The 22652-nt window shown below is 42.1% G+C and carries 18 protein-coding genes; all 18 read right to left on the bottom strand.

Going from position 1 to position 22652, the window contains the following annotated elements; translation table 11 throughout:
- Window positions 1-23: 23 nt before the first annotated feature.
- A complete protein-coding gene (gene hisG, locus CS931_RS00235; protein ID WP_099203755.1) occupies window positions 24-662 on the bottom strand; it encodes an ATP phosphoribosyltransferase in 639 nt (212 codons plus the stop codon).
- Window positions 659-1867 carry an ATP phosphoribosyltransferase regulatory subunit gene (gene hisZ / locus CS931_RS00230; RefSeq protein WP_099203754.1) on the bottom strand — a complete coding sequence of 403 codons (1209 nt, stop codon included), beginning with the start codon at window positions 1865-1867 and terminating at the stop codon, window positions 659-661. Before hisZ ends, hisG begins: the two co-directional genes overlap by 4 nt.
- Window positions 1868-2022: 155 nt before the next feature.
- Window positions 2023-6360, bottom strand: a complete 4338-nt coding sequence (locus tag CS931_RS00225; RefSeq protein ID WP_099204559.1) for a PolC-type DNA polymerase III — start codon at window positions 6358-6360, stop codon at window positions 2023-2025.
- A gap of 161 nt (window positions 6361-6521) precedes the next feature.
- Window positions 6522-7571, bottom strand: a complete 1050-nt coding sequence (ispG, locus tag CS931_RS00220) for a flavodoxin-dependent (E)-4-hydroxy-3-methylbut-2-enyl-diphosphate synthase (RefSeq protein WP_099203753.1) — start codon at window positions 7569-7571, stop codon at window positions 6522-6524.
- Between the two features lie 2 nt (window positions 7572-7573).
- The gene (locus CS931_RS00215; protein ID WP_099203752.1) at window positions 7574-8653 is read right to left on the bottom strand and encodes a M50 family metallopeptidase; all 1080 of its coding nucleotides are present in this window, start codon (window positions 8651-8653) and stop codon (window positions 7574-7576) included.
- 133 nt (window positions 8654-8786) lie between these two features.
- Complete coding sequence (locus CS931_RS00210; RefSeq protein ID WP_200814920.1) at window positions 8787-9956, bottom strand: 1-deoxy-D-xylulose-5-phosphate reductoisomerase; 1170 nt, start codon at window positions 9954-9956, stop codon at window positions 8787-8789.
- Between the two features lie 132 nt (window positions 9957-10088).
- On the bottom strand, window positions 10089-10913 hold the full coding sequence (locus tag CS931_RS00205) for a phosphatidate cytidylyltransferase (RefSeq protein ID WP_099203750.1): 825 nt from the start codon (window positions 10911-10913) through the stop codon (window positions 10089-10091).
- A 54-nt stretch (window positions 10914-10967) separates the two neighbouring features.
- Window positions 10968-11702 (bottom strand): undecaprenyl pyrophosphate synthase, encoded by a 735-nt coding sequence (gene uppS, locus CS931_RS00200; protein WP_370738180.1) that lies wholly within the window; start codon window positions 11700-11702, stop codon window positions 10968-10970.
- 39 nt (window positions 11703-11741) lie between these two features.
- Complete coding sequence (gene frr, locus CS931_RS00195; RefSeq protein ID WP_099203749.1) at window positions 11742-12296, bottom strand: ribosome recycling factor; 555 nt, start codon at window positions 12294-12296, stop codon at window positions 11742-11744.
- Window positions 12297-12379: 83 nt separating this feature from the next.
- Window positions 12380-13084, bottom strand: a complete 705-nt coding sequence (gene pyrH, locus CS931_RS00190; protein WP_099203748.1) for a UMP kinase — start codon at window positions 13082-13084, stop codon at window positions 12380-12382.
- A gap of 283 nt (window positions 13085-13367) precedes the next feature.
- Window positions 13368-14543, bottom strand: coding sequence for a cation diffusion facilitator family transporter (locus CS931_RS00185; protein WP_099203747.1), 1176 nt, complete (start codon window positions 14541-14543; stop codon window positions 13368-13370).
- A gap of 202 nt (window positions 14544-14745) precedes the next feature.
- Complete coding sequence (locus CS931_RS00180) at window positions 14746-15273, bottom strand: FumA C-terminus/TtdB family hydratase beta subunit (protein ID WP_099203746.1); 528 nt, start codon at window positions 15271-15273, stop codon at window positions 14746-14748.
- Window positions 15274-15320: 47 nt separating this feature from the next.
- Complete coding sequence (locus tag CS931_RS00175) at window positions 15321-15719, bottom strand: VOC family protein (RefSeq protein ID WP_099203745.1); 399 nt, start codon at window positions 15717-15719, stop codon at window positions 15321-15323.
- Window positions 15720-15917: 198 nt separating this feature from the next.
- A complete protein-coding gene (gene ftsZ, locus CS931_RS00170) occupies window positions 15918-17063 on the bottom strand; it encodes a cell division protein FtsZ (protein WP_099203744.1) in 1146 nt (381 codons plus the stop codon).
- A gap of 271 nt (window positions 17064-17334) precedes the next feature.
- The gene (locus CS931_RS00165) at window positions 17335-18690 is read right to left on the bottom strand and encodes a cell division protein FtsQ/DivIB (protein ID WP_099203743.1); all 1356 of its coding nucleotides are present in this window, start codon (window positions 18688-18690) and stop codon (window positions 17335-17337) included.
- Window positions 18691-18795: 105 nt separating this feature from the next.
- The gene (murA, locus tag CS931_RS00160; RefSeq protein WP_099203742.1) at window positions 18796-20049 is read right to left on the bottom strand and encodes a UDP-N-acetylglucosamine 1-carboxyvinyltransferase; all 1254 of its coding nucleotides are present in this window, start codon (window positions 20047-20049) and stop codon (window positions 18796-18798) included.
- A gap of 80 nt (window positions 20050-20129) precedes the next feature.
- On the bottom strand, window positions 20130-21260 hold the full coding sequence (gene murG / locus CS931_RS00155) for an undecaprenyldiphospho-muramoylpentapeptide beta-N-acetylglucosaminyltransferase (protein ID WP_099203741.1): 1131 nt from the start codon (window positions 21258-21260) through the stop codon (window positions 20130-20132).
- Window positions 21261-21364: 104 nt separating this feature from the next.
- A complete protein-coding gene (ftsW, locus tag CS931_RS00150; RefSeq protein WP_242964861.1) occupies window positions 21365-22597 on the bottom strand; it encodes a putative lipid II flippase FtsW in 1233 nt (410 codons plus the stop codon).
- Window positions 22598-22652: the final 55 nt, after the last annotated feature.

Here is a 22652-nt window from a genome sequence, read left to right as displayed (position 1 = left end):
TCTTTCCCGAACTTGTGTCCGTTTCAATCTTCTTGTTCAATAACCGCTTTTAATTGTGACGCCAGCGTTTCAATCTCGTCTTTTCGAAGCTTCATGCTCGCCGTGTTGACAATTAGCCTTGCCGAAATCTGTGCAATTTCTTCCACAACTTCTAATCCATTTTCTCTTAACGTTTCCCCTGTCTCCACAATATCAACAATCGCATCAGAAAGACCCAAAAGGGGTGCTAATTCAACCGAACCCTCAATTTTCACAACATTGATATCCATTGATTTGCTTTCGAAAAATCGCTTTGTCACATTGGGATATTTAGAGGCAATCCGCTTGGCGCTATAACCGCTGTAAAAATTGCTGTTTTTTGGAGCAGCAACAGCAAAGCAGCATCTACCAAAACCTAAATCTAAAATCTCGAAAAAGCGGCTGCCGTTTTCCATAATGGTATCTTTGCCGACAACGCCAACATCACACACACCGTGCTCGACATACGTAATTACATCTGCTGCTTTTGCCAGCACAATCTCCATTTTGCCGTCTGCCAGAGGGAGAATCAGCTTTCTGCCTTTTTCTTTCACAGCGGTACAATCAAACCCTGCTTTTTCAAGCAGTTTAACTGTATTTTTCTCCAATCGACCTTTTGTCAGTGTAATTCTGAGCGGTTTCATGCTTGTGCCTCCCCTATGTCGATTTCTTCTGTTACATTCCCTACCACAACCACTTTGGTCGCTCCTCTACTTTTTGCGTAGAGTAAGGTTTCTTCTCGTTTTTCACACACAGAACTTTCACAGGTTACACCTTGATTGTTATAAAAATCAACCTTTTTTTGCCCTTCAATTTCAAACCCTTTTTCACTGTGCACGATGATTAAATCATTTATTTCCTCTGCCATATCCCCGTTTTTCGGCAGAATCTTAGCAAGTACAGCTGTGTCAATACAAAAACCAATAGCCGGCATGGGATGGTCAAATTTTTCAAGTAAGGTGTCATAGCGACCGCCCACAAGCACAGCATCACCTGATTCTTCTACATAGGCGCTGAATACCGCTCCCGTATAGTAATCGTTGCTCTGCACAAGGCCTAAATCGACGATGATACGCTCGCCTAGCCCAAAATCAGCCAACGCAGTATAAAGTTTCTTCATTTCCATAAGCATTTGTCTAGTTTCTTCATCGCTGCAATATTCTTCTGCCGCTTGCAAGGCTTCTGCTCCACCAAACAAAGAAGGGAGCTTTTTAATCGCTTCTAGTTCTGTACTTGGTTCGAGTTGACTTAAAATTTCGTTTAGAGCTCCATAATTTTTTGATTCAATTTGACCTCGAATATTCTCCTTGATTTCTTCAGAAACAGGAAGCTTATCGGCAAAATAGCTGAATAATTTAGCATGCCCGATTTCAATTCGGAACTGTTTGGAACAGCTGGCAAGTGCTTGAACAGCCACCGAGATGACTTCTAAATCGGCGCGAAGCCCCTTTGCCCCTAACAGTTCAATGCCCATTTGGGGCAGTTCGGTGTTTCTTCCAGACAAATCAGGGCAGTTACGATAAACGGATTGGTTATAGAATAAGCGAATTGGGTATGCGGAGTTTTGCAGTCTAGAAGCTGTCATTCTAGCAATTGGCAAGGTAGAATCAGGTCGCAGAACCATTAATCTGCCATTGTTATCTGTCATTTTATACATATCACTCTGCGCCAAAGCCGCACCGGGCAATGTGAATAAATCAAAAAATTCAATACCGGGAGTAAGCACCTCATGGTAGCCACGGCGCAAAAAGACAGAGGCCAAGCGGCGCTCTGTCTCTCTTCTGGCTTTGCATTCTTCAAAAAGTATATCTTTTGTCCCCTCGGGGGTGATTCGGCTAAAATTTTTCATCGATAACACTTGCCTTTCTTTTCATTTTGGCAATCACTCTTTATGTAAAAGCAATACGCTTTATCTCGCTAATGTGTTATCATAATACTACAATAAATGAATCTTGTCAAGTCTTTCTCAAATCCTATTTTGTTTAGCTACAAAGCTCTTTTACCTTAAAAGAAAGAAACTTGACTGCTCTCTGACATACCCTTGAGCGCACCCACTTCGCGCAAGGCTTCAATAACAGCGCTCGAAACTTTTGCTCGGCTCTGCAAATCATCAATCGCAATAAATTCTCCGCCTGTCTTGGAGGACTCCATTAAACCAACAGCAGCTGCTTCTCCCACACCGGAAAGCGAGGAAAAGGGCAGGCGAATTTTGCCGTCCTCGACCACAAATTTATTGGCGTGCGATTTATAAATATCAACAGGCAGAAGTTCAATACCCCTTGCCAGCATTTCATTGATAATCTGCAAGGTCGCATATTCACCCTCTTCTTTGGCAGTGGCCTCACGGTTCTTGATTTTGTTGTCAATCATCTTCATGCGGGCAAAAACAGCTGATTTGCCTTTAATTGCCGTTGCACCGTCAAAATCATCACTACGCACTGTGAAATAAGCCGCATAATACTCTACTTTGCGGTGGACTTTATACCAACCCAACCGCAGGGTAGCAATCATATAGGCAGCCGCATGCGCTTTAGGGAACATATACTTGATTTTAAAGCAAGAATCGATATACCACTGCGGTACATCATGGTCTTTCATGGCTTGAATATGTTCTTCTGTCAGTAGTTTTGTCGCCAATCCTTTTCGAGTAATCTCCATGATTTTAAAAGCCATTTTGGGCGGCAAACCTTTTAACATAAGGTACGTCATAATACTATCACGTGTACCGATAACCTCTGAAATTTGACAAGTGCCGTCTTTGATGAGTTCCTGCGCATTGCCAATCCATACGTCAGTTCCGTGAGAAAGGCCTGAAATTTGCAGTAAGTCAGAAAAAGTTTTCGGCTGGGCATCCATAAGCATTTGACGCACAAAACTAGTACCCACTTCAGGCAAAGAAAATGTACCTGTTTTGGAATCAATGTCCTCTGGGGCAACGCCCAATGCTTTTGTCGATGTGAATAACGACATAACGTCCGGGTCACTCATCGAAACCTCCATCACGTCGATTCCGGTATAGTCTTTGAGGTAGCGATAAATGGTCGGCACGTCGTGTCCCAACTCGTCAAGCTTGCAAATCGTGTCATGAATGGAGTGGAAATCGAAATGCGTCGTAATGTTATCAGACTTCTGGTCATTCGCTGGCCGTTGAACAGGGCAAAAGTCATAGACCTCCATGCCCTTTGGCACAACGACCATGCCGCCAGGGTGCTGTCCGGTCGTTCGTTTGATACCCGTACAACCCATGGCAAGCCGTTTTTCTTCCGCCTTATGATAGGTTGTCCCTTTTTCTTCTGCATATTTTTTTACATAGCCAATTGCCGTTTTCTCCGCAATCGTGGAGATTGTTCCTGCTTTATACACGTTATCGCGGCCAAAAAGCTGTTCGGTATAACGGTGTGCGCCGCTCTGATATTCACCGGAGAAGTTGAGGTCAATATCAGGAGTTTTGTCGCCATCAAACCCTAAGAATGTTTCAAACGGAATCGTATGGCCGTCACGATGATATTCTGTTCCGCAGTGAGGACAGTTTTTGGGAGGCAAGTCAAACCCTGAACCGTAACTGCCATCTGTGATGAACTCACTGTGTTGACAGTTTGGGCAGATATAATGTGGTTCAAGTGGATTCACTTCTGAAATACCAGACATATTCGCCACAAACGAGGAGCCAACCGAACCACGAGAACCAACCAAATAGCCGTGTTCTTCTGAATCGGCCACCAGCTTTTGTGCCGTCATATACAAAACAGAGAAACCATGTTTGGTGATAGAACCAAGCTCTTTATCCAGCCGCTCCTGTACAATGGTTGGCAGTGGATTCCCATATTTTTCTTTCGTGCGTTTGGTTGTGATTTCAATCAGTTGTTCTTCTGCGCCCTCAATAATCGGAGGGAAAACACCCTCTGGAATCGGTCGCACATAATCCACCATATCGGCAATTTTATTTGGATTGGTCACAACAACCTCAAACGCCTTGTCTTTGCCCAGATATTCAAATTCTTTGAGCATTTCTGCTGTTGTACGCATATACAGAGGGGCTTGGTCATCTGCGTCTTTAAAGCCTTTTCCCGCCATAATAATCTTACGGAAATTGGCATCTTTCGGGTCTTTGAAGTGAACATCACCCGTTGCCACCACGAGCTTGCCAAGTTTGTCACCGATTCTAATAATCGTGCGATTGAATTCCTTCAACTGTTCTATCGTGGTGCTGCCATCCGCCGTCATAAATTGATTGTTGCCAAGCGGCTGAATTTCAAGATAGTCGTAATATTCGGCAATCTTACAGAGCGTATCAAATGAATCTCCACGCACCACAGCGCGGAATAGTTCTCCTGATTCGCAGGCACTACCGATTAGCAAGCCTTCTCGCAGTTGGTTCAAAAGGCTTTTAGGTGTTCTGGGGCGACGGAAATAGTATTCAAGATGTCCGGCAGAAATCAGCTTATAGAGATTTTTGAGTCCCACCTGATTTTTAACCAAAATAATTTGATGATAGGTTGGCAGTTTTTTGGGGTCACCACCCGCCAAAGCCGCATTGATGTCGTCTACCACTTTTGCGCCGCAATCGTCCTTCAACCTCTGCAGCAGATTGATGAAAATCTCTGCCAAAACTGTGGCATCATCACTGGCTCTATGATGATTAAAGGGCTTTAGTTTCAAATATTTTGCAACCGTGTCCAGCTTATAGTTCTTAATATCGTGTAAAAGCGAACGACATACAGGGACAGAGTCAATATAAGTATAAGGGAACGCCACTCCTGCCCGCTCTGCCGCTACTTTCATGAACGCTGTATCAAACGGAGCGTTATGTGCCACCAAAATAGCACTTTCACCGCAAAAATCCATAAATGCTTTGAGTGCTTCGGCTTCTTTGGGTGCACCTGCCACCATTTCATCTGTAATCCCTGTGAGTTCCGTAATTTTTGGTGGAATCGCCTTTTCGGGGTCAACAAAGGTGTTAAAGGTATCGGTAATTTCACCGTTTTGAATACGAACGGCACCGATTTCAGTCATACGCTCTGTCTTGGCGCTTAGCCCTGTGGTTTCAATATCAAAGCTAATGTAGTCACCGTCAAGCGGTTGGCGGCTTGTCCCAAACACAGCTGGCACAAGGTCATTAACAAAGTAAGCTTCTACCCCGTAAATCACTTTGAAATCTGTACCATCTTTGCGAATTTTCTCGACCGTGTTCATCGCTTCTGGGAAAGCCTGTGCCACACCGTGGTCAGTAATTGCAATTGCTTTTTGCCCCCAGTGATGTGCCTGCATAATCAACTCTTTAGCAGGAGTCATACCGTCAAGGTCTGACATATTGGTATGTAAATGCAACTCAACACGTTTTTCAAGCGCATCATCGACCACTTCAATTTGTTGCACCTTAGAAATAGCCGAGGGCCTCATAACGTTTTCTCTGTCATATTTATCATAACTAATGTCGCCGCGCACCATAATGGCGTCACCTTTTTTCAGGGTGTCTAAAGCCTTGCAGAGATTCGATTCTTGTATGATTTTGAGCGTGACCGAACCTGTATAATCGGTAATGTCAATGCTATAAATCTTTCTGCGCTTATCTCTGGTTTCACGAGCACCAATGTCGAAAATTTCTCCCCAAACAACGGTGCTGCCGATGTCAATCGACAAATCGCTTAGCGGCACCAACTGCTTTGCTTTAATGGCATTACCCAACACCGGACGTGCTGTTTCAGGCAGAATCGTTGGAAACAAGTTTGCCCCCTCACGAAAATTAATCTTTTTCCGACTTGGTCCTTCTTCCAATGAAGATTCGTAAACTTCCATTTTCTCAATCTGTATTTCACGCCGCTTTTTTTCTTCGGCCACTTTTACTCTTTGAATCAGTGATTCGCCACCGTCTTCAATATTCAATCTACCTGAAAATTCAACTTCGTAGGAGACAGCAAACCATTCCTCTATCAATTTAGAGAGCTTTTTATCAATTTTTTTGGCCATAAGAAAGTCAAACCCACCATGGCTCAACTCTACCGTCACTTTATTTTCTTTTAGCTGAATACCAGCTCCGTTAAACGTACCATTCAGCGAGGCATCTTGCTCTTTTAATGCCGCAAACAGAGAAGAAAAGCATTCTTCTTTCAACAGTTCCGGTAAAAAGCGGGGATGAATCACAGCTCGCTTCAACTGAAAAGAAGAACTTTCTAACAGTTTGCAAAACTTTTGCAAGTCCAGATAATCCACAAAAAGCGCGAAAGCAACTTCCATTGTCAGGATTCTTTCTTGCTTTTGCAATGACATTGCCTCAATATCTCCGTCTAGGATTCCCTGTAGTATTTTTTGATTTTGAATCTCGTTCTGAAAAAATGCTCCCAGTTTTTTCAATCTACAACCCTCTTTAATTCGTTTTGCCGTTTCCCTCAAGTGAAAACGGCAAAATTTCTCGTGATAAACCAGTAGGATCACCTATTTATCGCTACTATTCTGATGTATAGATTTGTGCTTTCAGCTTACTCATTACACACAAATCCATTCCTTCATTCTTCAAACGCATCAATTTCTTTCATGAGTTCTGATAAAATTTCGTCTTCGGGTACTTTGCGCAGAATTTGCCCTTTTTTGAACAAAACACCCACGCCAACACTACCTGCCACACCTAAATCGGCCTCTCTGGCCTCACCTGGGCCGTTCACAACACAGCCCATAACCGCCACTGTGATGTTCTTTTCACAGTCTTTCAGCTTTTCTTCCACTTGCTTGGCAAGCGAAATTAAATCAATGCGGGTGCGCCCACAGGTTGGACAGGAAACCAGCTTTACACCTGATTTTAAATCAAGCGCGCGCAAAATATCTGCTGCTGCTCTGACTTCTTCTATGGGGCTATCGGTTAGTGAAACACGAATCGTATCGCCAATTCCTTTTTGTAAAAGGCTGCCAATGCCAATTGCCGATTTAATCGTCCCCATACGGCTTGTCCCAGCTTCTGTTACACCGAGATGCAGGGGGTAATCACATAATTCCGTAATTTTCTCATAGGCTTCTATCATCTTGTCGACAGAAGAAGCCTTGAGTGATAAGACAATATCTGTAAAATCAAACTTTTCTAAAAGCCTCGCATGGAACAAGGCACTTTCACAAAGAGCCTCTGCCGTCGGGCCACCGTACTTATGTAGAATCGAGCGTTCAACTGAACCCGAATTCACGCCAATACGAATCGGAATTCCTTTTTCACGACATTTATCAGCCACTTTGCGTACATTTTCTTCGCTGCCGATATTTCCCGGGTTAATGCGAATCTTGTCGATGCCGGCATCTGCAGCTGCCAAAGCAAGTCGATAATCAAAGTGAATATCAGCTACAAGAGGCACAGATATTTTTTCTTTTATAGCAGGAATCAAACGCACTGCATCCATATCTGGAATCGCCGCACGAATCAGCTCGCAACCGGCACTTTGCAGTTCCATGGCTTGCTGGACGCTTCCTTCAATATCCGTTGACGGCACATTCAACATAGATTGAATGCTGATTGGCGCACCTCCGCCAATCAGCACACTCCCTGCTTTCACCTGCTTTGTATTTCTTCTCATGATTAAATAGTTACTCCTGTCACAATCTTATAAATATCGCTAGCTGCGATGAACACAGTAAATCCCATTAAAAGAACAAAACCAATGGTATGAATAGCTCCCTCATATTTTTGAGGAACAGGTTTTCTGATAATCAGCTCCACCAAAAGGAACAAGAATCTTCCGCCATCCAGCGCAGGAATTGGCAAGAGATTGACCACGCCAAGGTTCACTGTAATCAAAATAATAATCAACACAATATTGTTAACCGCAGAGCCAAAACTTTGCTGTAAACCCTGACCAGCCGCTTGTGTAATTACCTGTGCTGTACCAATCGGCCCTGCCATTTCATTTAAGCCAAACCGTCCTGTCAGCATGCCTTTCAGCGTTTCAATGACCATACGCACCATAGAAAAAGTCTCTTTGACAGAGCGAGAAAGGACAAGCCCTGCTGATTTATCCACACCAAAGACCTTAAAATCTAGTTGAACAATTTTTTTACCATTGACCTGTTCTGGTAAAGTATTTAGCTTGGTATCTGGAAAGAGTAATGTTTTGCCATCACGTTCTACTTCAATATCCACCGAATCAGGATTCGCAATACCCAGAGCAAACGTCAAATCACGATCAGTATAAATCTTATAGCCATCAATTCGTGAAAAAGTATCTCCCACCTGTATGCCAGCTGCTTCTATGGCAGAATTCTCAGTAAAAGCACCGATTTGTGTGGTTACAAAAGTATCTTTCTGCACCATCAAAGTAAACATCAGAATAATGCCGAATATAATGTTCATCATAGCGCCGGCTACAATGATAATCATTCTCTGCCAAACTGGTTTATTGCCAAAAGCCCGGTTGTCATTGCTGGCTTCATCTTCGCCTTCCATCGCACAATAACCGCCGATGGGCAGTAATTTCAAAGAATACTGGGTCTCACCCTTTTGGAATTTAAGCAAGGTTGGTCCCATACCGATAGCAAATTCGTTTACACGCACTTTAAACAGCTTTGCTGTTATAAAATGACCCAGTTCATGAAGAAAAATAATCAATCCAAAAAGAATAATGGCAATTAAGGCAAGGGCTATTATGGTTAGTACATGCAAATAAATTCACTCCCATCGAATCCAACTTAGCTGGATTCATCTAAAATTTGTTTTCAGCGGCTACTCTCGATAAAATATCTCTTCCTATTTCGGTAGCAATACTGATTGAAAAATTCATTCAGTCCATCATTTTTTATCCATGAGCCACTGTCTGTCTTACGAATTCTCGTGCAGATTCGTCTGCTTCATATACCGTTTCCAACGAACTTGCCGATATGGCCTTATGGCTATTAAGGGCTGCTTCCACTAATTCAGGAATATCCAAAAATCCAATTTTCTCTTTCAAAAATAAATCTACTGCCACCTCATTGGCCGCATTTGCCACCGCAGGAGCTGTTCCGCCAATTTTAATTGCCTCTAAACAAAGAGCAAGACAACGGAACGTGTCATAGTCTGGTTTAGCAAAGCTAAATGTACCGATTTCCCACAAGTGCATTTCAGGACAAGGCGACGGTAAGCGTTTTGGATAGGTAAGCGCATACTGAATCGGAATTTGCATATTTGGCAAACCCAACTGTGCTATTACAGCATTATCATTATATGCAATTAAAGAGTGAATCATACTCTCTCGGTGCACAACCACTTCGATTGCCTCGGGAGGCATATCAAACAACCATTTTGCTTCAATGACTTCTAAACCTTTATTCATCATAGTGGCACTGTCAATGGTAATCTTCGCGCCCATATCCCAATTGGGGTGCTTAAGTGCCATACTTGGTGTCACCTGTTTTAGTTCGTCTATCGATTTCCCGAAAAACGGACCGCCCGATGCTGTGAGAATAATTTTTTTAAGCTCTGATTTTTCATTGCAGCCTTGCAAACACTGAAAAACAGCAGAATGCTCACTATCCACGGGGAGAATCTGCACTTTGTTTGCTTTGGCAGCTTCCATGACAAGGGAGCCACCCGCTACCAATGTTTCCTTGTTAGCCAACGCTAACGTCTTACCCGCCTGAATCGCTGCCATAGTAGGTCTAAGCCCTACCATTCCCACAACAGAATTCAGCGTGATATCCGCAGAATGCCATGCAGCCGCTTCACAAATGCCTTCTATTCCTGACAAGATTTTTACATCTAAATCTCTCACACGTACCCGAAGATTTTTGGCTGCTTCTTCATCAAAGACCGCTGCCGCTTCTGGTTTAAACTCTCTAATCTGCTCTTCAAGCTGCCCAATATCAGAATGAGCTGCCAATGTCTTAATCGTGACAGGAACTTCTCCCAGTCTATTTAGATGTCGCACAACCTCTAGGGTCTGTGTTCCAATTGAACCTGTCGAGCCTAAAAGTGATAAGTTATTCATTATAGTATCCCAGTCTTTTCCGGATTTGCGCTCTGATTGATGAATTACTCGGCTACTACCTCACAATTCACCAAATTAAGAGAGCAATTCAATCCTAAAATAAGAGAATTTTTCTTAGTCTATGTGTTTCCTTTAAGCAGTCAAAATAGGCAAAACCGCTACAATCAAATATACAAATGGTACGGTAAAAATCACACTGTCAAAGCGGTCTAAAACACCGCCATGCCCTGGAATGACTTGGCCAAAATCTTTGATATGACAACTTCTTTTAATAAGCGAAAAGCTTAAATCGCCCAGAACAGAAGTCAATGAACCAACAAGTCCAATTAGTGCCAAAACCCAATAAACAACTTGAACATCCTGACTTTGCCTTGTTTGCGTAAATATCAAACCGCAAAGCAAAGCAATCACAATATTGGTGACAACACCGCCAATAAAACCTTCTACTGTCTTTTTGGGGCTAATTTCAGGGCACAGCTTACGCTTGCCAAAAAAAGTACCGGCAAAATAAGCACCGGCATCAGAACCCCATGCAGCCAAAATAGCAATCAGCACATAAAACATGCCGTGGCTCTCGCTCAAGTTTCGAAGAGAAATCAAAGAGCGCAACGCCAGTGGTATCATTGTCACCATGCTCAACACTACTGCTATCTCTTTAAAAGAGATTTCTTTATGTTTAATAATTAGACCAGCAAAAATAATCGCTGCAAAAATACTGTAAATGGCAAAAATAGTCAGTGGCTCAAATGTCAAAGAGACGCCTGCCGCTGCCAAAATGCTTGGAATCGACAAATACCATTTTTTTTCGACCTGCATAGCTTTCATCAGTTCATACACTGCCAAAGCGGCAATCACTGCCACGGCAATATGCAAAGCAAACGGTGCTGTATCATTAAACAAAACCACCGCTGCTAAAAAAATCAAGAGAACAGCCCCTGAAAAAATGCGTTCTTTCATATAAAGAATCCCTTTTCCTTTGTTTTCTTATTTCCCCAAGCATTTTTCATGTTTTTAAATCCCACCAAAACGCCTTTGGCGAGAAGAATAAATATCAATCGCTTGCATCAGATTTTCTGGTGTAAAGTCAGGCCAAAGAATATCAAAATAGACGAATTCAGAGTATGCGCTTTGCCACAAAAGAAAGTTTGATAACCGCTGCTCGCCACTTGGACGAATAATTAAATCAGGGTCAGGCTGCCCATTTGTGTAAAGATATTCAGCCACCGTTTCTTCCGTTACTTCTTGTATTTTATTTTCCTGCAAATCTTCTCTAATATTCTCAAAAGCACGCAAAATTTCTTTACGCCCGCCATAATTCATCGCAAGATTTAAGACCATGCCTGTTCGGTTTTCAGAAACCTCTTCGACTTCTCGAATCAGTTTTTTCAATTCTTTCGGAAAAACCGACACATCACCGATAAATCTAACTTTTATGTTCTCCTCCAAAAAATCATCCAAAGCTTCTCGCAAATATTGCTGAAAAAGCTTCATCAAAGCGCCAATTTCATCTTGCGGGCGCTTCCAATTCTCCGTAGAAAAAGCGTACATCGTAAGATATTTTACACCAATAGAAGCTGCATAGCGAGTGATGGTCTTAAAATTGGCAGCTCCCGCCGTATGGCCCGAGCTTCTGGGCAAATTCCGCTTTTTCGCCCATCGTCCATTCCCATCCATAATGATAGCAATATGCTCGGGCAGCACAACGGCTGCCCGCACTTCTGCTTTTTTCTTTTTAAAAAACAATATTCTAACCTCTTTTGCTACCTATCATAAAGAGCAATTCTATTAAATTTCCATGATTTCTTTTTCTTTTTTAGCAAGAGTAGTATCTGCCGTTTTACAATATTTATCAGTCAGTGTCTGGGCATCTTTCTCAGCTACTTTTAAATCATCTTCTGTGATCTGGGCATCTTTTTTCAGCTTTTTAAGTTTTTCAAGAGCATCACGGCGAATACTGCGAATGGCAATTTTAGCTTCTTCAGAAAGCTTACTAATTTCTTTTGCCAATTCTTTTCTGCGTTCTTCGTTCAGAGGTGGAAACGCCAAACGAATAATCTTGCCGTCATTCTGTGGGTTCACGCCTAAATCGGAGGTCTGAATGGCTCTCTCAATTAAGCGCAGAACAGAAGAATCCCAAGGCTGAATGGTCAGCATACGGGCCTCTGTTACAGAAACAGCTGCTAACTGGTTAATAGGGGTTGGCACATCATAATAATCAACAAGAATCTTATCCAGTACAGCCGGATTGGCACGTCCTGCTCTGACGGCCCCATATTCTTCTTCTAAATGCTCAATTGCTTTTTGCATTTTTAGTTCTGCTTTGTCTAATACTTCTTTCATTCTTCTCTCCCTTTCTTGCTGTCAGGCAATCGCCTATTCATCTATTTTTTTATTCGGTTCGTCCGCCGAAAATTAGGCAGCATTTATTCAACCAAAGTACCAATTGCTTCTCCCTGCACTGCGCGGAAGATATTTTCCGGGTCTTCAATACTGAACACCATAAACGGAATATGACTGTCCTTACAAAAAGAAGCTGCTGTCATATCCATGACTTGTAAATCTTTGTTGAGAACGTCCATATAAGTGAGTTTTTCATATCTGACTGCATTTGGGTTCTTTTTCGGGTCACAATCATATACACCATCAACCATGGTTGCTTTTAGGATAATATCAGCCTCGATTTCGGCAGCACGTAAAGCAGCTCCGGTATCGGTCGAAAAGAACGGATTTCCTGTTCCGCAACCTAAAATGACCACACGGCCTTTTTCAAGGTGACGCACAGCACGGTTGCGAATATAAGGCTCTGCCACAGAGCGCATTTCTAGCGCAGTTTGCACACGTACATCTAATCCGACTTGCTCCAAACCATCTGCAACACCTAAAGCATTAATCACTGTTGCCAACATACCCATATGATCTGCTCTGGTTCTGTCCATATTTCCACTGCTACGACCACGCCAGAAATTACCGCCGCCAACTACAATGGCTACCTCAACACCGGCATCCACACATTTTTTAATGGGGGCGCAAATCTCTAATACTGTATCAAAATCAATGCCATGTCCTGCTTTACCGGCTAAAGATTCACCACTCAGCTTTAATAAAACTCTCTTATATTTTGGGGACATCCTATCTCTCCGTTCCTGAATATATTTATTGATATTGTACCCCAAACAACCCTTTTTGTAAACCCTAACACTAATTTTTCTATTATTCTTGGAAGTCTTACGAGAATAGACATTTCTGCTTGTAGCAGAAAACACCTCGTGTCGAGAGTGCACCTTTCAAATAAATCCAACAGGTTGAGATTTTATTTGACTACAAAAAAGCAAGTAACGAGTAAATCTCCTTCAAAAAGTTAGACAAACCATCTAACTATAGGGGGATTGATTTACTGGCACTTGCTTTTATTTATATAGCATTTTCACTTACACGGTCAATAACAATCACTGAGCGATATGTTTCATCTATGCTGCCGACTAAATCTGTAATTTTTTTGTGAATCGTTATGTCGCTGTCTTTCTCGGCAAACGGCAGCGCAACGTCAAAAAGTACATTGGTATGGGTAATGCCCCACACCACACGAAAATCGTGTATATTGGCTTTAGGGTAGATTCGGGTTACTTCGGCTATAACTTGTTTTTTTAGAGCATTGGTTTGTTCATTGTTTGTAACAATCGGGTCCAGATGAATAACCAACTGAATATTCATTTCATGGGCTATGTCACGCTCCACATTATCAATGATATCATGACTTTTTAGGATATCTTCCTCTGCCGACACCTCACAATGAACCGAGGCAAAACGACGACCGGCCCCATAATTATGCACTGTTAAATCATGTACACCCAATATTCCATCATACGAAAGAATTTTGGCAACAATACTTTCTGTCAGTTCTTTGTTGGGTGCTGTTCCCAACAAAGGGTCTGCTGTTTCCAAAATCAACTTTCCACCAGAAATCAAAATAAAAATAGCCACTACGAGTCCCAAATAGCCATCTAAGGTAATCCCTGTAAAATGAGTAAAAATAGCACCCAGTAAAATGACTGTTGTTGAAATTACGTCGTTACGGCTATCTTTTGAAGTTGCTAGCAAAGTAGAAGAGTCAAGTGTCTTTCCTACAGCGGCAAAAAAGAGGCTCTGCCAAATTTTCAGCAAAATAGAAACAACCAATATTACAGCTACTAACGGTGGAAAAGTCACTTCTTGTGGTTCAAAAATTTTTGTGAAAGAAGAAACGCCTAATTGGAAACCCACAAAAATAATCAGAAAGGAAACAATCATTCCTGCTAAATACTCAATTCTTGCATGACCAAATGGGTGTTTATCATCTGCCGGCTTCTCCGAAAGTTTAAAGCCCACGGCTGTGATGAGTGAAGAAGCGCAGTCTGTCAAATTGTTAACAGCATCCGCAATCATTGCTACACTACCGGCGAGCAATCCGGCTAACAGCTTAATAGCAAATAACAGTATATTTGATAGAACACCAATCGCTCCGGCAACTTTTCCGCATTTTAGCCGAACTAAGGAATTCTCTACTTCTTGAGGATACTCTTTTACCCAGAGTTTCATCAAAAAATCCATTCTACGCTCCTCCTCTTTATTTCATCAAAACTCATTGCTATTCAAACATCTTTATGAGAAAGCTCCCACTGTTTATGCCTTCACACAGCCTATCAAAAAAAAATTTTGAGCTTATGACTGACAAGGCTGGAAATAGAACGAAAGATAAAGCACCTCATTAGGCCAAAGGCATTTTTTGAATCTACTCTTTCTGCTTCGGTCTTTATTTCACAACACTTGTACCCATGCAATCAATTGCGGCAATTAATGGGAAGTCTTTTAGCACCAAACGTTTGACAGATTCACAGCCTAAATCCTCAAAAGCGATGACATCCGCTTGTATAATACATTTAGCAGCCAGTGCACCGGCTCCGCCAATGGCACAAAGATATAGCGCTTGGTTACGCACCATGGCTTCGATTACCTCCGCACTGCGCTTGCCCTTACCTATCATGCACTTTAGTCCTAAATCCAAAAAACGAGGTGTGTAGGTATCCATTCGCCCGCTTGTTGTGGGTCCGCAAGAACCAATTGGCATACCGGCAGGAGCCGGGGTAGGTCCCGCATAATAAATTGTTGCATTTTGCAAATCATATGGCAGTTCCTTGCCCTCATCCAACAGCGTATTGATTCTTTTATGTGCGGCATCACGAGAAGTATAAACTGTTCCGGAAAACAAAACTCTTTCGCCTGCACGAATTTCTTTTGCTGCTACAACGATTTCATCTGCATACACTTTTCTTTCTGTCATCTTTTCCCATCTCCTATTTTATGCGCCAATCACCTTAAATATGATTTTTAAACCTGAAAAAACTCAATAATCTCTTCCATAGGGCCTTTACAAAAAGCAATGCGTGCGGGGCATGGCGGTACTGAACCAATCACAATGTCCGTTGGCTCCATCGTAACTTCATACCCTGCGTTTCGCACACGCTCAATCAATTCATCCGTATATTTTGTGTGGAATGCCAGATGTTCGTAGACGCCCTTCGTGTTTGGGTCTGATTTTCCATCCCCCAAAATCTCTAGGCAACTATTGTCGCCTGTCGAAATCATGCAGCAAGGTTTTTCTTCATTGCCCCATGTACGCAGCACGTCTAACCCTAACAGTTCTACATAAAAATTGACCGTTTTTTCGTAGTTTTCTTTTGTCGGGCGAATAGCAACATGATGAATACCTAAAATCCATTTTTTCATAATTTTCTCTCACTCTCTTTATGTAATAAAAATTTGCAAAACTCTGATAAATTTAACAAGGATATCGCCAACTCATTTACAGTTATCAGCGATATCCTCTTTAATTTGTTTTGAAACGCAACTTAAGCTAATTTTACTACAGATATCTTTTTAGTAAAAGTCAATCGCTAATCGCAATCTCTTTATATGGAATAAAGATTATTTTCGATTAAAAATAGACATAATATCCGTAAATGTATCGTCGTCGTCAATCACAGAAGGGTCAACCTTTGGTTCAGATGATGAACGGCTGGTGGGGACTGATGTGATGGTTTCGGCTAGAAATTCATCCTCATCTAAATCAAGAAGATTGGGAGAAACTGCTCTTTCTGTTTCTTCGCCGTTCATGCCGTCAAAACCGGTAGCAATAACGGTGACATGCATCTCGTCTTCCATATTCTCATCAAATGTAGCACCCCAAATGATATTTGCATCTTCGTGTGCACGCTCGGTAACAATTTGTGAAGCCGTATCGATTTCATCCAAAGCAATATCAGGTGAAGAGGTAATGTTAATGATAACGCCTCTTGCTCCCGCAATTTTCGTTTCTAACAGCGGGCTGGAGATGGCGGCCATAGCAGCTTGCTCGGCTTTATCTTTACCAGTTGCATGTCCAACGCCCATGTGTGCATAGCCAGCATTTTGCATCACTGCTTTAACATCTTCAAAGTCAAGATTGACAATACCCGGCAGCTGAATCAAATCAGAAATACTCTGCACGCCTTGTCTTAATACGTCATCAGCAACCTGAAAAGCATTGGCAAGTGTAATTCTCTCTTCTGAAACAAGTTTTAATCTTTCGTTTGGAATAACCACCAAGGAATCAACATGCTCACGCAAAGCGGCAATACCGGCCTCTGCCTGCTCCATTCTGCGGCGACCTTCAAAAGCAAAAGGCTTTGTGACAATACCAACTGTCAGGGCACCTAAATCTTTTGCAATCTTAGCCACTCTGGGGGCTGCTCCGGTTCCTGTGCCGCCGCCCATACCGGCAGTCACAAATACCATATCGGCATCGCGCAAAGTATTTTCAATCACTTCTTGGCTTTCGTCTGCTGCTTTTGCGCCGATCTCTGGCTTAGAACCCGCACCACGTCCTGACGTCAGCTTTTCACCGAGTTGAACTTTCACAGCTGCCTGTGAGCGCAGAAGAGCCTGCTTATCTGTATTCATACAAACGAGCTCAATACTTCTTACACCCGCTGCTGCAATTCTATTCACAGCATTTCCGCCGCCGCCACCGACACCAACTACTTTTATTTTCTGTGGGGTTTCATCCAGCAAATTATCAACTTCAAAAGGCATAATTTTTCCTCCTTGGCCTATTTTCCTAATCCTAAAATTTCTTTTATCAAAAATCCAGTATCCTAAACGTAATTTCTTGTTTCATGCCTGTAAAGGGAATTACTTTATTTTTTGAATCTATATGCTATAATCTATCACTTTTTCGATAAAATTTCAAGAAGTTTATTCAAAAAACACAACTATTTTAAACATTTACACCTTTACACCCGAAAATAACTATAAAATTACCGTTTTCTTTAGTTAATTTGAACATATACATCTTTCGAATTTCTTACTCTTCAAAATCGGTTGCGGCTTCTCCCCAATTTTCTTCATCGCTACTATTTTCACTTGTTTGTTCATTATCTTCTGTAGGCGAAGAAGCTTCGGAGCTGTCTTCAGGATTTTCTGGCACCTCCTCATTAGGGTTATCAGAAGAAGCATCTTGTGTTTCATCCGTTTCCGTATTGTTTTCTGCCACTGGCAAGGCATTCTCCTGTACATCCTTGGTAAATATACCTCTGCCGTTTTCTTTTGCAGAAGATACATCCAGTGTTCCTTTTTCATCTGCAGCAATCTGGTCACGAATCAGACCGAGCGCAAAATCAAGCTTGTCTGGCAACTCTGTTGCGCTACCCAGTTTAATGGTAACTCTATCCTCATAATTTAAAGAAATATTATATAAATCCGCAAAATCAATTGACTTGCATGAATTTAATACATCGGCATTTGTAAGAGTTTGAAAGACTTCTTGATAAACCGTTTGCTGGGCGTCATCGGCTATCTCAATCAAATTACCAACCGTTGGGTTTTCAAGAGTTAACCCTACGATTTGTATGGTGTCAGTAGGCAATGTCGTGCTGATTTCAGCAATTCTGCCGCTGCTGTTGGCATGAACCCAAGATTTCTCTTGTTGAATGCTCACAGCTACCTTAAGCGGTGTCACAGCAATTTCTATTGTACCCGGCAGTTTGCGGTTAATTTTGATTGATTCAATATACGGCAGCTTTTGTATAATTTTTTCTTGGGCAGCTCGAGAAGAGAGTAAAATCAAATTACCGCCCTTGCTAATTCCACTGGCCTCTGTTATTTCTTCACTGCTATATACGCTTTCACCCGTTACTTGCACGATATCTACTTTAAAGACAAGAAAAATAAAAACGAGCAGAATTGTCACAAGCGCAAATATCGTCACTATTACACGGAGCGCTTTTTTTAACCCAGGCTTCATTTTTCTTTTAGGTTTCCGCGTTTTGGATGTTTTGGCTACTTGCTTATTATTTTGTCTTCCCCGCTCTTCAATTGATTTTCTCTTTTGCTTTTGGGGCGGGGCGCCCTTATTCCTATTTTTAGAAGGAGGCTTCTTTTTGGGTTCAGCGATATTTTTGCGTCTCTGCGGTCTTTCTCTTTCTTCCAACTGTACCACACGAGAACGCTCTGTATTTTCATCAGCATCAAAAAAATAAGAATCTACGTTAGGAGGGCGATGTCTGGTTTCAAAATGTACATCGCCAATTACATTATGTACTCTATCCTCTTTGGATCTTGTAGATTTTGCCGGCTCTGCTTTGGGTCTTCTGCCTTTGCCAATATCGCTGAATTCTGCACTAGGTCTTTGTCGGTTATGGCGCTTATCTTCAAATCCCATTTGGTTTCTCCTTCCTAATTTATTTTCCTAGCTTGTCAATTTTGCCTTGATAAAGAGCGGGCGACATGACGATAGGCCGCCCACTTAAAAGCCTTGCTGAATTCTTTATTTTCCCTCTGCTGTCCTTATTTTAGCACCCAGCATGGCAAAATTTTGCTCTAAATCTTCATAGCCACGATAAATATATTCTTCTCCAGAAATCCGAGTTTCACCCTCTGCTGCCAATCCTGCAATCACAAGAGCGGCTCCCCCTCTTAGATCCCATGAAGTAACGGGTGCACCAACCAATTTTTCTACCCCTTCTACAATGGCCACTTTTCCTTCAATGCGAATATTGGCACCCATATGGTTTAGCTCTTCAGCATATTTGTAGCGGTTCTCAAAAATATTTTCGACTAAGATACTTGTGCCTTTGCCTAATGCTGCCATGGGCATAACAATTGGCTGCGCATCCGTTGGAAATCCCGGATAAGGCATGGTACGGATATGTTTAACCGGATTTAATCTCTCGGGTGCTAAAATATTAATTACATCACCATATTGTCTAATACAACATCCTGATTCTTCAAATGGTGACATCATCGGCAGAATATGGGAGTTATCCACACCCCGAATCACAACATCACCGCCGGTTACCGCTGCTGCTGCCATATAGGTGGCAGTCACAATGCGATCCGGCATAATCGTATGTTCACAGCCGTGAAGCTCTTCTACGCCATCAATAATGACACAGCTCTCTCCGGCACCATAAACTCTACCTCCACAGCGATTCAGATATAATGCTAAATCAGAAATCTCAGGTTCTCTCGCTGCGTTGGAAATGACCGTTGTGCCCTTTGAGCACACGGCCGCCAGCATTAAATTCTCGGTTGCGCCTACACTGGGGAACGGCAAAGAAACATAGCTGCCCCGAATTCCATTGGGTGCACTGCACCTTAAACAACCGCCGCTCTCTTCAATTTCTACTCCAAGTTTTTTCAAAGATGAAATATGAATATCAATGGGTCTTAGTCCAATTTCACAACCGCCCGGGAAATGTAAATTTGCTTCACCACAGCGAGAAACCAGAGCCCCCAAGAAAACGATAGAAGAACGCATTCCTTTCATCAAATCCGGTGGGATTTCACAGCATTTCATTTCATTATTTACAATTAAGCTTGAGCCTTCTCTTGTGCATTGATAGCCTAAATGCTCCAAAATACGCACAGCGGTTTCCACATCCGACAGTGCGGGACAATTGTGCAAAACCGTTTCTCCCTTACAAATCACAGCCGCCGCCAACAGCGGAAGCGTACTGTTTTTTGCGCCCTGCACTTTAATTTCACCACCAAGTTTTACGGGCCCGTCAATAATAATCATATACACACCCCTCATTCCAGCATATTTCATTATATGAAATGCTAAAATTTGGGTGACAGGTGAGCTTGTTTATTCTATGTCTATTTCGTTATTTTGGTTCTAGCAGCCTTTTTAATGGCGTGATAAATCTTTAAATCGGCTTCTTTTATGCCCATTTCACCTGCGTTTTCTTCTAAAGCTTGCAGTTTACCTGGGGTATTTATGATTTTTTCAATTGTCTGCCAGAGAATCTCTCCTGTTAGATTTTTTTCTTCAATCATAACAGCAGCACCATGCTGTACCAAGGCATTCGCATTGTGAAACTGGTGATTTTCTGCCACATTTGGTGAAGGAATTAGAATGGATGCTTTGCCCTTTGCCTCTATCTCTGTTAAGGTCATTGCACCGGCACGTCCAATTACAATATCTGCCGCTGCCAACGCTGTTGGCATGTCATGAATATATTCTAAAAGCTGAATCTGAGGGTCACTTTCTTTCGTTATGCCGTCAGACTTGATTTTTTTCTTAAAATCATCATCATGCGTGCCATAACCATGAATATGTTGGTATTTTTTATCTTTGCTGCTCAATTTCAACATTTCAGCTACACTTCGATTCAGGGCCGCCGCCCCTAAACTGCCACCGAACGACAAAATCACAGGTCTGTCATCTAAATTCAATTTACGCCTAGAAGCTTCTCGTTCTGCATCCAACACTTCTGCCCGCACAGGATTTCCGGTGACCTCACAGTTTACATTGCTGTCAAAATACTTTTTGGCATCTTCCACTGCCAACATAACAGTATGAACTGAATGTGCCACCATTTTAGTGGTTACACCGGGGAACGCATTGGATTCATGTATAACACAAGGGTAGCCCATTTTAGCTGCTGCACGCAAAACAGGCCCACTGACATAGCCGCCTGTTCCTACACAAACATCGGGGTCAAAGTCTTTGATAATTTTCTTTGCCTGGGCTGTGGCCGTGAACATTCTTACGACAGTTTTCGCATTTTTAACAACATTTTGCAGCGACACTTTTCTTTGGAATCCTGAAATACGAATGGTTTTCATTTCATATCCGGCAGCGGGTACTAAGCGGCATTCCATGCCGCCTTCCGCTCCGACATATAGAATCTCTACGTCAGGCTCTCTTCTCTTGAAATAGCCCGCCATGGCAAGAGCCGGATTGATGTGACCTCCGGTTCCGCCACCTACAAACAGAACTTTCATATATTCTGTAAACCTCTTTCCTGTTTTTTCCTTTATCCTTCTCCCGGCAAGCATTTTTCTTTGATTTTTCCAAGTAAAAATGTTACCTTTTAGCACGACGCGCATTACATTTTTTCGATGTTGGAACTGCGTGAAATCTGCAGCAGAATTCCCATCTCTGCCAAGATAATCATCAACGCTGTTCCTCCATAGCTAAAAAAGGGTAAGCTAATTCCAGTATTGGGAATTGTATTGGTTACCACGCAGATATTCAGCACAATTTGTATGCCAATTTGAAAAGTAATACCTAGACCCAACATAGTGCCGAATTTATCTCTTGCGTGCAACGAAACATAAATACCTCTCCAAATCAAGAGGGCAAAAAGGATAATAACCACCAATGCTCCTACAAAACCAAGTTCTTCACAGACAATGGCAAAAATAAAATCATTCTGCGGTTCTGGGAGATATAAGTGTTTTTGACGAGATTGGCCAAGTCCAACTCCCAACAATTGGCCTGAACCAATGGCATAAAGCGACTGCTGAATCTGCCACGCCTCGTCAGAACCCAATTTGGGATTAAAGGGATCAAGCCAAACCTCAACACGAGAACTTGCATAACCAAATTTCTCTGAAAACAAAAGCAGGACACCGATAGCGACTACTCCAATAACTGCGGGAATGGCAAAATATCTTATTTTGGTACCGCCTACAAACATCATAATGACACCAATGGTAGCCACAATGATGGTAGCGGAAAGATGCTTTTCAGCGATAATTAATACACAAATGACACCTAGCACAATTAAAAACGGAAGAACCCCCTCTTTGAAAGTCGCCATTTTGCCAACCCGCTGTGAAATCATATGTGCAAAAACCAATATCAGGGCAAACTTCGCAATTTCAGAAGGCTGAAATCCTATTGGGCCAATCTCAATCCAACGCTTCGCACCGTTGACTGATTTACCCACCACCAAAACAGCTACAAGCAGAAGTATTGTTATCAAAAAAATCGGCCACGCCAATTGATGATAGCGATGATAATCAACTGTTGAAATCAGCAGCATTGCTATTACACCTACAATAGCAAAAACAAGCTGCCTTTTAATAAAATAATAGCTGTCATCATACTTGTAATAGCAATAAGCAAAGCTGGCTGAAAACAGCATAATGAGGCCGATACAAAGCAAAACAACAATAAAAAAGAAAAGAGGTAAGTCCATGCCGGCGCCACGAGAGAAAAGGGCAAAAGGAATCTTTTTTATATTTTTCTTACTTGCTGCAACTAAATTATTCTGCTGATTCGCCCCTGCTTTCCTTTTATCATATCCGCCAAGCGTTTTTCCCGTTGTTGTCATTCGGTTCTCCTTTCTCTTTTTAGCACTAAATCTATCATTCTATATTTTTTATAGT

The sequence above is a fragment of the Scatolibacter rhodanostii genome, from assembly GCF_900197595.1.
GTDB classification, from domain to species: Bacteria; Bacillota; Clostridia; order Oscillospirales; family Acutalibacteraceae; genus Scatolibacter; species Scatolibacter rhodanostii.
This window is presented reverse-complemented; position numbering and strand designations above follow the sequence as displayed.

Bases quoted from the DNA above. Each gene is read 5' to 3' on its own strand.
- CS931_RS00175 (WP_099203745.1), bottom strand. From the start codon at position 15,719: ATGAAAAAATGGATTTTAGGTATTCATCATGTTGCTATTCGCCCGACA.
- CS931_RS00210 (WP_200814920.1), bottom strand. From the start codon at position 9,956: ATGAATAACTTATCACTTTTAGGCTCGACAGGTTCAATTGGAACACAG.
- hisG (WP_099203755.1), bottom strand. From the start codon at position 662: ATGAAACCGCTCAGAATTACACTGACAAAAGGTCGATTGGAGAAAAAT.
- CS931_RS00185 (WP_099203747.1), bottom strand. From the start codon at position 14,543: ATGGATTTTTTGATGAAACTCTGGGTAAAAGAGTATCCTCAAGAAGTA.
- CS931_RS00180 (WP_099203746.1), bottom strand. From the start codon at position 15,273: ATGACAGAAAGAAAAGTGTATGCAGATGAAATCGTTGTAGCAGCAAAA.
- frr (WP_099203749.1), bottom strand. From the start codon at position 12,296: ATGAAAGAAGTATTAGACAAAGCAGAACTAAAAATGCAAAAAGCAATT.
- pyrH (WP_099203748.1), bottom strand. From the start codon at position 13,084: ATGTCCCCAAAATATAAGAGAGTTTTATTAAAGCTGAGTGGTGAATCT.
- ispG (WP_099203753.1), bottom strand. From the start codon at position 7,571: ATGAGAAGAAATACAAAGCAGGTGAAAGCAGGGAGTGTGCTGATTGGC.
- ftsW (WP_242964861.1), bottom strand. From the start codon at position 22,597: ATGACAACAACGGGAAAAACGCTTGGCGGATATGATAAAAGGAAAGCA.
- CS931_RS00165 (WP_099203743.1), bottom strand. From the start codon at position 18,690: ATGGGATTTGAAGATAAGCGCCATAACCGACAAAGACCTAGTGCAGAA.
- murG (WP_099203741.1), bottom strand. From the start codon at position 21,260: ATGAAAGTTCTGTTTGTAGGTGGCGGAACCGGAGGTCACATCAATCCG.
- CS931_RS00205 (WP_099203750.1), bottom strand. From the start codon at position 10,913: ATGAAAGAACGCATTTTTTCAGGGGCTGTTCTCTTGATTTTTTTAGCA.
- ftsZ (WP_099203744.1), bottom strand. From the start codon at position 17,063: ATGCCTTTTGAAGTTGATAATTTGCTGGATGAAACCCCACAGAAAATA.
- hisZ (WP_099203754.1), bottom strand. From the start codon at position 1,867: ATGAAAAATTTTAGCCGAATCACCCCCGAGGGGACAAAAGATATACTT.
- murA (WP_099203742.1), bottom strand. From the start codon at position 20,049: ATGATTATTATTGACGGGCCCGTAAAACTTGGTGGTGAAATTAAAGTG.